At 48.8% G+C, this 13949-nt stretch carries 12 protein-coding genes and 1 riboswitch; of the genes, 8 read left to right on the top strand and 4 right to left on the bottom strand.

The features are described 5' to 3' along the window. The first annotated feature begins 137 nt into the window (after positions 1-137). The 4 genes from ACFQ0N_RS12305 (at position 138) to ACFQ0N_RS12290 (ending at position 4294) form a co-directional block, all read left to right on the top strand. Positions 138-434, top strand: a complete 297-nt coding sequence (locus ACFQ0N_RS12305; protein WP_379326356.1) for an S-layer homology domain-containing protein — start codon at positions 138-140, stop codon at positions 432-434. A 55-nt stretch (positions 435-489) separates the two neighbouring features. Continuing rightward, positions 490-655, top strand: a riboswitch (M-box (ykoK) riboswitch). A gap of 295 nt (positions 656-950) precedes the next feature. Then, positions 951-1868: a magnesium transporter CorA family protein gene (locus tag ACFQ0N_RS12300; RefSeq protein WP_379326353.1), complete on the top strand. Its 918-nt coding sequence runs from the start codon at positions 951-953 to the stop codon at positions 1866-1868. A 493-nt stretch (positions 1869-2361) separates the two neighbouring features. Beyond that, positions 2362-3315: a magnesium transporter CorA family protein gene (locus tag ACFQ0N_RS12295; RefSeq protein WP_379326351.1), complete on the top strand. Its 954-nt coding sequence runs from the start codon at positions 2362-2364 to the stop codon at positions 3313-3315. Positions 3316-3346: 31 nt separating this feature from the next. Then, positions 3347-4294: a magnesium transporter CorA family protein gene (locus ACFQ0N_RS12290; RefSeq protein WP_379326349.1), complete on the top strand. Its 948-nt coding sequence runs from the start codon at positions 3347-3349 to the stop codon at positions 4292-4294. 383 nt (positions 4295-4677) lie between these two features. Here ACFQ0N_RS12290 and ACFQ0N_RS12285 read toward each other — a convergent pair whose 3' ends face one another. Continuing rightward, positions 4678-5001, bottom strand: a complete 324-nt coding sequence (locus ACFQ0N_RS12285; protein WP_379326347.1) for a hypothetical protein — start codon at positions 4999-5001, stop codon at positions 4678-4680. Positions 5002-5407: 406 nt separating this feature from the next. Continuing rightward, positions 5408-6280, bottom strand: a complete 873-nt coding sequence (locus ACFQ0N_RS12280) for an AraC family transcriptional regulator (RefSeq protein WP_379326345.1) — start codon at positions 6278-6280, stop codon at positions 5408-5410. Positions 6281-6427: 147 nt separating this feature from the next. On the opposite strand from ACFQ0N_RS12280, the gene ACFQ0N_RS12275 reads away from it, so the two are divergent. From ACFQ0N_RS12275 to ACFQ0N_RS12265, 3 genes are all read left to right on the top strand, one after another. Then, positions 6428-7255 (top strand): phytanoyl-CoA dioxygenase family protein, encoded by an 828-nt coding sequence (locus ACFQ0N_RS12275; protein ID WP_379326343.1) that lies wholly within the window; start codon positions 6428-6430, stop codon positions 7253-7255. A gap of 180 nt (positions 7256-7435) precedes the next feature. Then, positions 7436-9079 (top strand): family 10 glycosylhydrolase, encoded by a 1644-nt coding sequence (locus ACFQ0N_RS12270; protein ID WP_379326341.1) that lies wholly within the window; start codon positions 7436-7438, stop codon positions 9077-9079. Between the two features lie 233 nt (positions 9080-9312). Beyond that, positions 9313-9447, top strand: coding sequence for a hypothetical protein (locus tag ACFQ0N_RS12265; RefSeq protein WP_379326339.1), 135 nt, complete (start codon positions 9313-9315; stop codon positions 9445-9447). 297 nt (positions 9448-9744) lie between these two features. Here ACFQ0N_RS12265 and ACFQ0N_RS12260 read toward each other — a convergent pair whose 3' ends face one another. Both ACFQ0N_RS12260 and ACFQ0N_RS12255 read right to left on the bottom strand, forming a co-directional pair. Further along, positions 9745-10986, bottom strand: coding sequence for a response regulator transcription factor (locus ACFQ0N_RS12260; RefSeq protein ID WP_379326337.1), 1242 nt, complete (start codon positions 10984-10986; stop codon positions 9745-9747). Then, on the bottom strand, positions 10961-12850 hold the full coding sequence (locus tag ACFQ0N_RS12255; RefSeq protein ID WP_379326335.1) for a sensor histidine kinase: 1890 nt from the start codon (positions 12848-12850) through the stop codon (positions 10961-10963). Before ACFQ0N_RS12255 ends, ACFQ0N_RS12260 begins: the two co-directional genes overlap by 26 nt. Before the next feature lie 191 nt (positions 12851-13041). Between ACFQ0N_RS12255 and ACFQ0N_RS12250 the strand changes: the two genes are divergently transcribed. Continuing rightward, entirely contained in the window at positions 13042-13938 is an 897-nt protein-coding gene (locus ACFQ0N_RS12250; protein ID WP_379326333.1) for an ABC transporter permease, read from the top strand. Positions 13939-13949 lie beyond the last annotated feature (11 nt).

The following is a 13949-nucleotide window of genomic DNA, read 5'->3' as shown; positions in this document are numbered from 1 at the left end:
CATCAACAAGGCCCCATTTTGAGCCAAATAAGGCTTGTCAGGTTCGTTAGCGGGTAGCTTCTCGTAGATTGCAATACGGATGTCTTTGAGAGCAGCAGCCGGGACATCTGTCCGCATCCGAGAGCGAATTTAAAAAGATGATGACCGAAGCCGGCCCGGTGTTCACGACGGCAGATGCGTTCAAGGCAGCGATGCTTGTCCGAGCCTATGCATATTCAGCAGGATCTGCAGCTTGGGCAGATGATGCAGCTGCGTTGTTTACGGACATGGCCGCAGCGCCGGAATGGGCGAAGCAAGCGGTATCGGATGCGAATGCGCTTGGACTGATGCAGGGCCGCGCTGCCGGGAAATTTGCGCCAACAACAGGAACGACGAGAGCGGAGAGCGCTCAGGCGATTTATCAGTTATGGAGCAAGCTGTCGGCAGAAAAATGAGAAAAAGTAGTTGACAATACTTTGTATATGAAGTAAGGTTACACATGAACTTAATATTGTACCTCGTTAGGTGAGGCTCCTGTATGGAGAAATGCTGCTGCCCAGAAATGTCCAAAGACGCCAATGGGTCAACAGAAACCATCGACATAAGGTGGTTTTTAACGTAGCTGGATTTTGATCCTATGCCATACAGTGCTAAAGCTCAACGAATGGAGGGTATAGCGTTTTATTTTGCTGTGTATTAGACACGCCTTCATTGTTGAGGCGTGTTTTTTATTTTGAAGCGGAAGGAAGGTGAGCGGGTATGGACGGAGATCCCGAACCAGAATTGAACAATCACATAAGTTATATCGGGGAGGCTGTCAATCGTTCCATTCCCGCTCTGGCTGTCCGTTAGGTCGGCTGCGTAAAAGAATGGAATGAATCATGATGAAATGCTGCGGGATTTAATCCTATTATTTTCATCGTTTTAATTATATATAGCCTCCCTCGGATGATGAAAGGGGGAAGCCGCTTATGCTGCAAATTTTTACGAATGAACAAGACGATCGCAATATGTCGGGCATGCAGCATGGAAGCTGGGTGCATCTGGCTGCACCGACAGAGGATGAAATCGGTTATGTATGCAGGCAACACCGAATTCCGGTTGATTTTATCCGGGATGCGCTGGATAAAGGAGAACGGGCCCGTTTTGAGCTGTGTGGGGAGCTCTCGTTAATTATAATTCAGGCACCGCTGCAAATGACGGCTGAGGATCGGGTGCTCTACCGGACGGTGCCGATTGGCATTATCCGCACAAAGGAAGCAATGATTACGGTTTGCCGCGTAAATCATCCAATCTTTGCCGAGGCTATTGAAAACCGCGGCGGCTCTGCTGCTATGTACAGTTATTTTGGATGGATTCAGGCGGTCGCCCGCCATTATTCGAAAAGTGTAGATGAGCTTGACTGGAAAATAGTTGCAGCAGAAACGGAGCTGAGGCGCTCGATTCATAACAAGGATGTATACACGCTGCTGAATATTAATAAGAGCCTGGTCTTTTTTACAAAGTCGCTCAAATCCAATCAGGCTGCACTGCACAAGCTGATGCGCGCTTTTGGCACGGAGATGGCGGAGCGGGACGAGAAGCTGATGCAATATGCGCTTATCGAGATGCAGCAGGCCTATGATACGGCCTATATTCATAATACCAATTTGAGCAACTTGATGGATGCCTATGCCGCAGTCATCGAGAACAACGTCAGCAATGAACTGAAAAGCTTAACGGCGGTTGCCTTTCTCCTGACGATTCCGCTTGTTATCGCGACCATGTACGGGATGAACATTCCTCTCCCTTATCAGGATGAGGGGGCGGCGCTGACAGTGCTGATGTCCGGATCAGTCGTGCTTAGTGCAATAACGGCCTGGATTTTTCATAAGAAACGGTTATTTTGAGAGGTCGCTTCCCGGACCGACTTTTTAACCACATAAGAATTTATAAGTTTCCGGACTATGGGGGAAAACAAAATTCTTATTGGCGATAAAAACTACCTTATGCTTACGAAGCGGGTTTGCCAGGCAAACCTTTAGGTCACTCATCCTCGAAGGGCTAGTGTGGCCTAATCTAACGGATGTGACGGCCGCTATTTGCAAAAATTCGACCGATCTGAAATTGTAACGGAACTGTGCGCCGCTATTTGATGATATTGAGCCCGATTTCGCAAGAAAACATCTAATTAAGGTCGCTCAGATCCGTTAGATTTCAAAAAGAGGGATTATTGGCGAAATAGCGTCTGTGGTTTCCGTTAGATTAAACTCTTTCAAGACTTTACAGCCGGACCTCCGGTAATGCATGGCATGATATTAGGAAGAAACTTGCTGCGCCTCAAGGACGGCGTCAGCCGTTTCTTCTCATTACGTACTTTTATTTAGAAAGCAGGGATGCAGGATGTTGACGATTTACAGCAATGATGCAGCAGGCAAGCTGCAAACGACAGCCGAAATGGCGCATAATACGTTAATTTATCTGGTTGCGCCGACGAATACAGAAATTGCCCGCACCGCGCAGACATTGGCGATTCCGGAGCATTTGCTGCGCGATCCGCTCGACGCTGGCGAGCGCCCCAGAATCGAAAAGGACGGCGAGGGAATGCTGATGGTGCTGCACGTCCCTGTTGCCGCAGCGTCGGAAAACCGGCTATATGAGGAGGTGCCTTATCGGACGATGCCGATCGGCATTATTCATGCGAAGGATCATTTGGTCATTGTCGCGAAGGAAGAGGTGCCGCTGCTGGCCGATATGATCGCCGGTCATTACGGTTCCTACGGAACCAATATGAAAACGCGGATTACACTGCTGCTGTTTGCGGCGGTGGCCAAAGCCTATACCGATTTTGTCAAGCGCATTAGCGGGCAGGTGGCTTCCCTGCAGCAGCAGCTGAAAAAGGCGCATCGCAATCAAGAGCTGTTTGGGCTGATTCATTTGAATAAAAGCCTGGTTTACTTTGCGACTTCTTTGCGGGCGATGTGCCATATGTTCAAACGGATTGCCAAAGGGCACGATATTAAGCTGTACGAGGAAGATGAACGGATGCTGCAGGACGCGTTGGTCGATCTCGAGCAGGCGGCGGAAGTAACGGAGATGCGCAGCAATAGCCTGAGCAGTCTGATGGACGCTTATGCGGCGGTCGTGCACAATAACTTGAATTCTGTATTGAAAATACTAACGACTTTAACGATTATATTGGTCATACCAACGATGATGGGCAGCATCTTCTCGATGAATGTGGCGCTCCCATACGAGAACGAGTGGATGACAACAGTAGTCGTGAGCGGACTTATAGTCGCGATGTGCAGCGGCCTGATCTATGTATTCTATAAAACAAGATTTTTGCGGTTTTAATAATCGAATTACTGTAAGGATGTGACTAAACATGATGATGGTATATCAAACAACGCCTGCAGGAAAAATGGAGCAAGTTTCTGCCATTCGCCACAACAGCTGGATTCATCTCACGGCTCCGACGGAGACGGAAATCAATCAGATTGTAAAGACGCTGCATATTCCGCGGGAATTCGTGACGGACCCGCTCGACATCGATGAACAGCCGCGTCTAGAGCAATTCGGTGAAGCAAAGCTGATTGTTATCCATGTTCCGATCGATATTGCGGAAACCGCAAGCAGCAATGACGACGTCAAATATCGGACGATCCCTTTCGGTATCGTGCTGACGAAGGATCATATGGTGACCATTTGCCGCGAAACGATTCCGTTTGTGGAGCAGCTGTTTCAGCGCCAGGCCGGATCGCTCACTTCTCACATGAAAACGCGGAATACGCTTACGTTAATTAGTGAGGCTTCCCAGGCCTACGTTCAATATATTGAGACGATCGAGCAAGCGATTGTGCTCGCTGAGGATGAGCTGGCCAAGTCTTATCGCAACCGTGAGCTTTATGCGCTGCTTCATCTAAATGAGAGTCTGCTCTATATGACGACTTCACTGAAGCAAATGCAATTTGCGATGCGCAAAATCGGCAGCGGCAATCATATTAAGTTGTATGACGAGGATTCTGAAATTTTGGAGGATGCACTGGTTGAGCTGGAGCAAGCTTATGAAATGGCAGAAATCAATCAATCGAATATGAACAATATTATGGATGCATACGGAAATGTTATTCAAAATAATGTCAATCGCGTATTAAAAATGCTGGCTGCCGTCACGATAATTTTGTCCGTTCCGACGCTGATCGCTAGCATCTATGGCATGAATGTGCCGCTGCCCTATCAGGATGCGCCGCATGCATTCTCTGTATTGATCGTCGCAATGGTCGTACTGAGCGGCATGTTCACCTTTTTCTTTTATAAAAAGCGTTATTTTTGATGAGGGGCAAAATTAAAAATAAGGCTTGAGCGGGCCCGGGCGAGTCCGAGCGGACTGTGGTTCCGCTATCTGTGAACAAACGTGCCAAAACGATCGGTTCGTGGACCATGGTTCCGTAATTTGCCTCAAATCGCCGCTAACCCCCCGCAAAATCGGCAAATAACGGATCGTGTGTCCGCGAAACCTCCGACTGAGCCGGCTTCTATAAAATAACGGATCGTATGTCCGCATGACTCTCAGTAGCCCGCTTCTGTGGCAGAAAATCGTTGTCAACAGAAAATCGACAGCTTGGCGGGGCATTAGCAGCATTTGATTACTGCAATATCCCCGCCATCTATGATTAAACGAGACATTGCTGTGCGTCGGTCCCCCTTACACCAATTTTACTCTGCGAAGTTTGAGTTACTTGAAAGACAAAATGATATTATTTCGCTAACATATTTAGGTGTCACTTCTTGCTCATGAACATTTTCATTTAAATTATAAAAACCAGGCTCTATATAACTACTTTTAATCACTTCTAACTTTGGAAATATACTTCCTTCTGTAACAAAATCAAGTCGGTATATTACAAGAAAATCTTTGGTTGGCGAAATAATATGTAACGCTTTTGCAAACATTTTATCATATGGGTCTTTACCGATATACCAATAAAATTCTTGGTTGTTTACTACAATCTTTCGCTTACGTTTTTCTAAAATCGCCAATTTCATCACCACAGTATATAAGTTTTCTTCGCCTCACAAAATTACTGTTTGATCAAAGTCTATTTCGACACTCACATCACCCATAATCTGAAGCACTTTAGTGAGCCCGCCATTTTTTAATCGATATATTTCCATATAAGTATTGGATGGAAAGTAATCAAAAGAAACGGCAACTTGCTTCTCTTTTCCCGTTAATGAAGAGATTCCAATTTATACGAAACTATGGCAACCTGCAACAATTTCGTCTAAAAAAGTAGAATGCGGGTTCGAATGTTGTATTTTCTACAACAATTCCTTGCTTGTACCGCAAACCTTTCCATCTATTATTGCGCAAGGAACTGGACTCGATTATACATGCTGTGCCAAGTGTTCCAATAAGTCGAAGCCAGCCGATCCCCTTTGGGCATCAATCCCCCCGGCGCTCGCCAGGCATTTGGCGGAATTCGCCCGGCGTCAGACCAGTCTCCTTTTTAAAATTGTTGCTGAAATAGTGCACGCTGGTATAGCCGAGCTTATTCGCAATGGCTTCAATCGGTTCCCCTTTTAGCAATGCTTGCTTGGCAAGCTTGATTCGTTCAGAAATAATATACTGCTTCGGCGTCATCCCGGTCTGCTCGGCAAACAAAATGGCGAAATAGCTGGGGTGATAGCCGCATAGCGCAGACAGCTCGGCTACCGTCCAGTTGCGCGTCGGTTCGTCGCGCAGCGCATGCAGCGCCGGCTCAACCTTATTGTCCGTATCTTTGGCAGCCCGATCGACAACGGTTCGTACGATATGGAGCAGCAGCTCCATCAGCAGAAAGCGGAGTGCGAAGGGAGCCCCCGGATCTTCCAGCTGCACATACTGCTTCTCGATACGGCTCAGGAGCGGTACCGCGCCGGCGAGTACAAAACGATGCGGAAGCACGAGCGCTTCCCGGCCGTCGCAAGTGAGCGATTGCGGTTCAATCGTATGCTGCAGTTCCTTCTCTTCCACTTCCTGTATAGAGTAAGCCGGGTGGACCGGATTCGCCGAAGAAGCATGCCACGAAAAATGCAGCGTGTACAGCACGGAAGGCTGAACGGTCATTAAAATATGCGGACTACCCGGGCCGTAGTATGCGCATTCACCTGCGCGAATGACGAATTGCTGCCGGCCTAATTGCAATTGCAGCTCACCGGAGACCACGTAGACGAGCTGGCAATCGGGGATGGTGCGCGGCCCCCAGCGGTTGCCCGGCTGGGCAATGAGGCGATTGGCGAAATTGACCGTTGGTGTAAAGTCGTTCAAATTTCCCAAGTGCAAGACAATTCCCCTCTCTCAACTTCGTCATCTGGCAAAAGTGTAAAGCTTTGCTTGCATTTTTCTAAATACGCTTTTCCCAAAATCGATTATTGTTAAAGTGTTATCAAAATCTTATTCCTTTTGGTAAAGGAGTGCAAGCAAATGTTAACACAAGCGCAGATTGCAGAATTCGAGAAGAACGGGTTTTTAAAGGGCGGCATTGTTCTTAGCAATGAGGAAGTAGAGGAATTGCGTCAAGAGCTGGATCTGGTGATGGAAGGGAAGTCGGTTAAGAAGCCGGTATTGAATCACAATATGCTGGAAGGCGGCTCCGGCTCGCTTTATGACGATATGAAGATGACAGTCAATGAGCGGGTCGTGCAAATCGTGAACATTTGGATGGCCAGCGACAGATTTTATCAGCATGCGGCGCATTCCGTCATTTGTGAAGAAATCGCTCAGCTGTGCAACACCGATACGCTGCGGATTTGGCATGATCAGATACAATACAAGCCGCCGCTTTCCGGCGGACCGACCGGCTGGCATCAGGATCATCCGCTGTGGCCGATTATTCAGCCGGCTGACCTGGTCAGCGCATGGGTAGCGCTGGATGATGCCGTTATTGAAAACGGCTGTATGTGGATGGTGCCAGGCAGCCACAAATGGGGCGATCACCAGAAGTATCTTGATTCTACACCGGATTTTATGCCTTTCCATCGTAAGCCGGAAATGCTGCCGGAAGGAGCGGACATCAAGGCGGTTCCATTTGAAATTAAAAAAGGGCAGGTTGGCTATCACCATTCGCTTACTTGGCACGGCAGCCCGCATAACCGTTCGGAGATGAAGCGGCGGGCAATCGCTGTCCATTATATGCCGGGACATACGCGCTATGAGCCAAGCGCCAACCATCCGATGCACAATTATGTCACGGTCAAACCTGGGGAAATTATGCAAGGCAGCCACTTCCCTATCGTCTATACAACGGCATAATAAATAGTTTCTATTCAACATAGAGGCGAATAGCGCCAATAAGCAGCGCAACTTAGCGGTAACAATAAGCGTCTAATAGACTGGATAGATGAGCCAATTTCATAGATACGCCTGATGATAGCATGCGGCAGTAGTATGAAAATGGACTTTTAATTACCAGCATTAGGAGGACTTATAGTTATGAAATTCAGCAAGTGGATGGTGCGACTGCTTATGCTGGCGATGTTCGTCTCTATTGTTGTGCCTGCAGCGAAAAGTGAGACGGCTTCAGCGGCGGCGTCCGACATTGCCATCTTTCTCGATGGGGAGCGGATAGAAAGCGATGTCTCCCCGTATGTAATCCCGAAATTGAATACGACGATGGTTCCGCTGCGTGTCATCAGTGTAGGGATTGGAGCTTCAGTCAATTGGAATCAGCAGGCGAAAACGGTGATGATTGGCAATGGAGCGACACAAATTGCGATGACAAACGGCCAAAGCTACGCTACTGTAAACAACAAGCAAATTCCGCTGGATGCCAATGTTCAGGCGAGAAACGGGCGCATTATGGTGCCGATCCGCTTTGTCAGTCAACAGCTCGGGCTGAAGGTGACGTGGAACCAGGCGGAACAAACGATTTCCTTGCAATCGGATACGATGTATCCTCCTTATCCGACATATCCGACTTATCCGCCAACGACTGGCACAGACGGGAACGAACCCGGAACCGGAAACGGAAATACTGACAACAAGCAGGGGCTTCGAGCCGCTTGGGTGTCTACCGTATATAATATTGATTGGCCGAGTGAAGGCAGCTACAATAAATCAGCCAAGCAGCAGCAGGAATTTATCGATCTGCTGGACGATTTGCAAGGGATGGGACTGAACGCGGTTTTTGTTCAAGTGCGTCCTGCTGCGGATGCTTTGTACCCGTCAACGCTGGTGCCGTGGTCCAAATATTTGACAGGAACGCAGGGGAAGGCGCCGGACTATGATCCGCTTGCGTTCATGATTGAAGAGACGCATCGCCGGGGGATGGAATTCCATGCCTGGTTCAACCCGTTCCGTGCGAATCTGGACAAGAAGGATGTACTGGCCAGCAATCATATTGCCAATTTGCATCCCGAATGGATCGTAGTCTCGAACGGCAAATCATACATAAATCCCGGTATTCCGGAAGCGCGGCAGCATATCATCGATGCGATTATGGAAGTCGTGAATGGTTATCCGGTGGACGGCGTGCATCTGGACGATTATTTCTATCCATCCAGCGGGGCGTTTCCAGATGAATCAACCTATTATGCGTATAATTCGGCAGGAATGACAATTGGAGATTGGCGGCGCGACAATATCAACACCTTTGTCAAAGAGCTTGGGGAGTCGATTCATAGGGCGAACCCACAGGTGCGATTCGGCATTAGCCCGTTTGGCGTATGGCGCAACAAAGGAGTCGATCCGACCGGTTCGGATACAAAGGCGGGAATGACGGCTTACGATAACACATATGCCGATGTTCGCACCTGGATTAAGCAGGGCTGGATCGACTATATCAATCCGCAAATTTATTGGAGCCAATCGTTCTCCGCAGCCAATTACAGCACTTTGGTCGATTGGTGGGCGAAAGAGGTGCGCGGCACCGGCGTCGATCTGTATATCGGTCATGCGGCTTACAAGCTGGGAACGAAAGAGGCCGGCTGGCAGACATCGCAAGAAATAATTAATCAGCTGAACTACAACAAGCAGTATCCTGAGGTGAAGGGCGATGTTTTCTTTAGTGCCAGAGATTTGCGCAAAAATACATTGGGCGTAGCAAATGCGCTGCGCGGATATTGGACAGGGCAGTAAAGCGGCAGTGAAAAAAGCGAGGTTCGTGGTCTGGTTGCCACGGACGCTCGCTCTTTTTTTTGTTATGGACAAGTGAGGACTTCTCCGGCCGACCTATGCTTAAATTTTTAGCGGATTATATCACGATATCCTAGAGTGATAGACGCGAACATGCTATAATGGGTGTCATGGACTGAATCGCGAGTGGATGTTTTTGGGTCACGGCGTAGCTGCCCTGAAAGGGGGTGACGCCGATGGCCATACTTGTGGCGTTGCTGGACGTGCTTCGATGGATTGCTGCGGTGCTAAGCCTTGTGCTGGGTATCCGAAAGCTTTACCGTTGGCTTAAGCGCAAGTTTCGCAAAAACAAGCAAGAACCCACCGCGTAAGGTTGGCTCCTAACGGTGGGTTTTTGCATCTGATTTCATTCAATGCTACGCCGTGGTGATCCACAGCCCTTCAGGTCCTGAAGAGTCTTCTGCCGTTGCAGCGGTGAAGACTCTTTTTTAGTATACGACAACATTGACAAACTTCATACAATACTGAATAAAAACATGAATAGAAAACTGAATACTTTACTCGTAGTATAGCACAGTTCGGCGCGTGAGTTCAATTATAGCTCCTATCCTGTTTTAAGTCATATGCGGCTGTTTTTTGTTGCAAATACATCTATCCACAGACTCACATCATGACTGCAGTTGCTGCTTTTTGAAATCGGTAGGATAGAAACCGGTATATTTGAAAAACACATTGGAAAAATATTGCAAATTGCTAAAACCGACCGCCGAAGCGATCTCGCTCGCTTTCAGCTGCGATTCAGCCAGCAGCTGCTTCGCTTTCTCGATCCGGATCCGGTTCAAATAATTACTGAACATGTCGCCGGTCGCTTTTTTGAACAGCTGTCCCAGGTAGGCGGCATTCATGTTGAAATGGTGGGACAAAGTTTTGAGCGACATTTCCTGCGAGTAATGCTCATCAATATATTCAATTACCTTCATAATGGCAGGATGGGCATCGTCAGCGATCGAGGCCGAAGGACCCGTCGCCGCTAGTCCGTCCCGATCGAGCTTATTACAGGCAGCGCGGTAGCTATGCTGCACGCTGCGATAATCCTGCTCTACCGTGCCAAGCGAAATCGCAACCTCCAGCTTGAGATAGGTGCGGACATTGTCCGCACAGCGCTCGAGCAATGCTGCCAGCTGCTGTGGGTCGGGCGCATCGCCGCCATTCCAGGCAAACAGCAGAATCGGGACGCCGTTTATGCCGCTGAACGGCAGGCAATTGCCGCAGCTGCCAATCGTTTCACCGCAAATATTAAGAATGGCGTACGAGAGCGGTCCTTTCAAAGGATCAGGCACATCCCCTGCCGCATCGGGGCGGGGGAGCAGGTGGACGACACCGACTTGAAAATGTTCATACGCCAGGTCGATATGAAGAAACTCCGCACGGCTGACCAGTTCCTCGTGGCCAATCTGGCCGCTTACCCAGCGGTACAAAATATTTTCCTTCACAATGCTGTAGTTTTGCTTGTTCTGGATCGAGAGATGGACTTCGTGATCCAGCTTTTCGATCGTCGTCAGCAGCGTATCGGACAGTTCCTCCTCTTCTAGCGGCTTAAGCAAATAGTTCTCCACCCCGTAGACAACGGCTTTTTTCACCAGCTCGAATTCATCGTATCCGCTGAGCACGATAAACTTGACGTTCATACCGCGGCTTCTCGCGGTCTCAATAAGCTGCAAGCCATCCATGCTGGGCATTTTAATGTCGGTCATGACGATATGAATCGTCTGCCGTTCCAGTATAGCCAGCGCTTCCTCGCCGCTGCGGGCGGTGGCGGCAATTTCTGCGCCGTGCTCTTCCCAATCGATTACATAGGGCAGACCGTCCAGAATAAACGGTTCGTCATCGACGATCAGTACTTTGTACATCGCTTTGCAGCGCCTCCTTTGTTTTGGCCAGAACGGTAACGATGACTTCGGTACCGCTTCCTTTTGTACTCATGATGCTCAGACCGCAGCTGCTGCCAAAAATAAGCTTGATCCGCGACTCGACATTCAGCAGGCCGATGCTTCCCGTCGTGTAAATGCGGGGCTGCCGCAATTGCTCATTAATTTCATCCAGCCGCGCCCGCTCCATTCCCTGGCCGTTATCGGACACGGTGATGATTATATAATCGCCTGCCTGACGGCCGCGCACAGTAATGATATTGTCATTCCGGGTGAGGTCGATGCCATGGGCGATCGAGTTTTCGATAATCGGCTGCAGCATATGGCGGAACACGCCGTAATGCAGAATGTCCTCCTCGACCTCGAAGACGACCTCCAGCCTTCCTTGAAAGCGAATGTAGTACAGCTCCAGCAAAGACTGGCAGTAATTCATCTCCTCCTGCACGGTAATGATCATTTCATCCTTAATGCTGCTGCGGAACAGCTTCGCCAAAATTTTGATCATGCGCCCCGTCTCGGTATCGCGGAAACTGAGCGCCCTCATGCGGATCGCTTCCAGCGTATTGTATAAAAAATGCGGATTAATTTGCGATTGCAGCGCGTACAGCTCGGCTGTTTTTTGCTTCAGCTCCGAATCTTTGCGGCGCAGCTCAAGCACAAATTCCCGCTTGATATAATCGTCGAGTTTCCCGCTCATCAAATTCAAATTGTGGGCGATCAGGCCGACTTCGTCATGCTGCTCCTTAAGCGGCTTGGCGGACAGATTCCCTTTTTGTATATCTCTGATCATCTGCAGCACATCCTTAAGCCGCCGTGAAAAACGGGTTGTGCTCAGGACGGTCAAGGCGATCGTAATGAGAATGCAAATAAGCGCGGCGATGAGCACCTTGCGGTTAATCGAGTTGATCCCCATATGAAGCTCGCTGAGCGGAATAATGCCAATCGTCATAAAGCCATAGTCCTCGTCCTTGTTCACATTGACAATGGAGCGCTCGCCGGCGATCATCGTATTTTTGGAAGACCGCTGCACTTGCTCCCAATAAGGGAAAGGCTCGGCGTAATAACGGCCGGATGAGTCATAGATGACCTCGCCCTTCGGTGTCAGCACCAGCAAAGTGCCGATGAAATATTTTTCGAACTGTTCATAGGCGCGCTGAAAGGACTGTGTATTAAAAGTCAAAATCGTATAGCCCGTATAATCGGCCGGATTGTCAGGCGGGCGAATATAGTCGTAAATGCCGTACAGCGTCATCGAGCTGTCCTCATTAGAGACCGGAAGGGCCGGCAAGAGATAGGTTCGCTTGCTGTTAATATTGCTTTTGTCCCGCGACTCGATATAGCGCTTCATATCGTCAATGTAATTGCCTAATTGAATGCTTGAGGTGTAGCGGGTGTTGTTAATCTCGTAGCTGAACGCCTTGTTGGTCATAATTAATTGCAAAATATCCGGATCGCTCGGCAGGGCGGTATCCAGCATGTAGCGGTTTATAAAAGCGGCCCGCTCCCGCAGCTCTGTCGAAATGGCTTCATCGGCCTCTATAGCCGATTGGCTATGCTCCAGGTCAGTAAAAGCTTCATAGACCGTATTCGCGCGCTCGAAGCCGTTTGCGGTGTAAATGTCATTCATTATTTTTTTCAGGTTTTTATTTTGCTTGTGAAAATGATCGCTGACGAGCTGCAGCACCTGCTTATTATAGGTGACCGCCTGCTCGCGCAGCAAGCCGGTAATGCTTGTGACGACGATGTAGATGAGAATGCCGATCGTCATGATGATGATGGCGGAATAAAGCAGCAATAGCTTGTTGAAAAAGCGATTTTGAACATAGTTGTTGAACAGGGTGCGCATCGCTGCTATCACCTCCCGCTATAAATATTCAGCGCAGTTTCTGCTGCAGTATTATTCATTTGACGTCAGAGCCCGTGTTCCTGTCCATGATTCGACAAAACTATAATTATTATAAACGAACTGAAATCTTTACAATTGAGCGTGCGCTTTCTGATGCACTAGAATGTGATCTAGAGAGAGGAGCGCAACGGATGAACAAGAGACATCGTATCAACATGCTTTTGCTTTTACTGCCTTTTATTGCTTTGGTTGTCGTCTTCAACTATGTGCCGTTATTCGGGTGGGCGTATGCATTTGTCGACTATAACCCTGGCGTCCCGCTGTTTCAGCAGGAATTTGTCGGCTTCAAATATTTCGAGCTGCTGTTTGAGGGGGGCAACGATTTCGGGCTCGTGATGCGGAATACACTGGCCATGAGTTTCCTTGGCATACTGGCCTCGCCGTTGCCGATCATTTTTGCCATTATGCTGTCAGAGGTCCGCAGCCGTGTAATGTCTAAATGGATTCAGACCGTATCCGCCATTCCGAACTTTATTTCATGGGTGCTTGTATATGCGATCTTTTTTACCTTTCTGTCGCTGGAGGATGGTGTTGTCAACAAGCTGCTGATCGAGCTGGGACTCATTGAGAACCCGACCAATATTCTTGGCAGTGACGGCTATGCCTGGTTTTTTCAGCTTATGGTCTCGATCTGGAAGGGAACAGGATGGGGCGCGATCATTTATTTGGCCGCGATTGCCGGCATCGATCCGGAGCTGTACCATGCAGCCGACGTTGACGGGGCAGGCCGGTTTCACAAAATATGGTACATCACCGTCCCTAGTTTGATGCCAACTTACTTTGTACTGCTGCTGCTGTCGATCTCAGGCATGCTCAGCAACGGCTTCGAGCAGTATTACGTGTTCCAGAATCCGCTTAATATCGACAAACTGGAAGTGCTGGACACGTATATTTATACGCTTGGGATCGGACGGGCTGAATATGCATTTTCTACCGCAATCGGAATTTTCAAATCCGTTGTCAGCATTATCCTGCTGCTGTCGGCCAACTGGCTGTCTAAGGCTGTGCGGAAGGAAAGCATTATTTAAGTGAAAGGGGG

The sequence above is a fragment of the Paenibacillus sp. GCM10027626 genome (genome assembly GCF_042676285.1).
Classification (GTDB): domain Bacteria; phylum Bacillota; class Bacilli; order Paenibacillales; family Paenibacillaceae; genus Paenibacillus_Z.
Note: the sequence above shows the minus strand (reverse complement) of the source record. Positions and strands in the feature narration are given on the sequence as shown.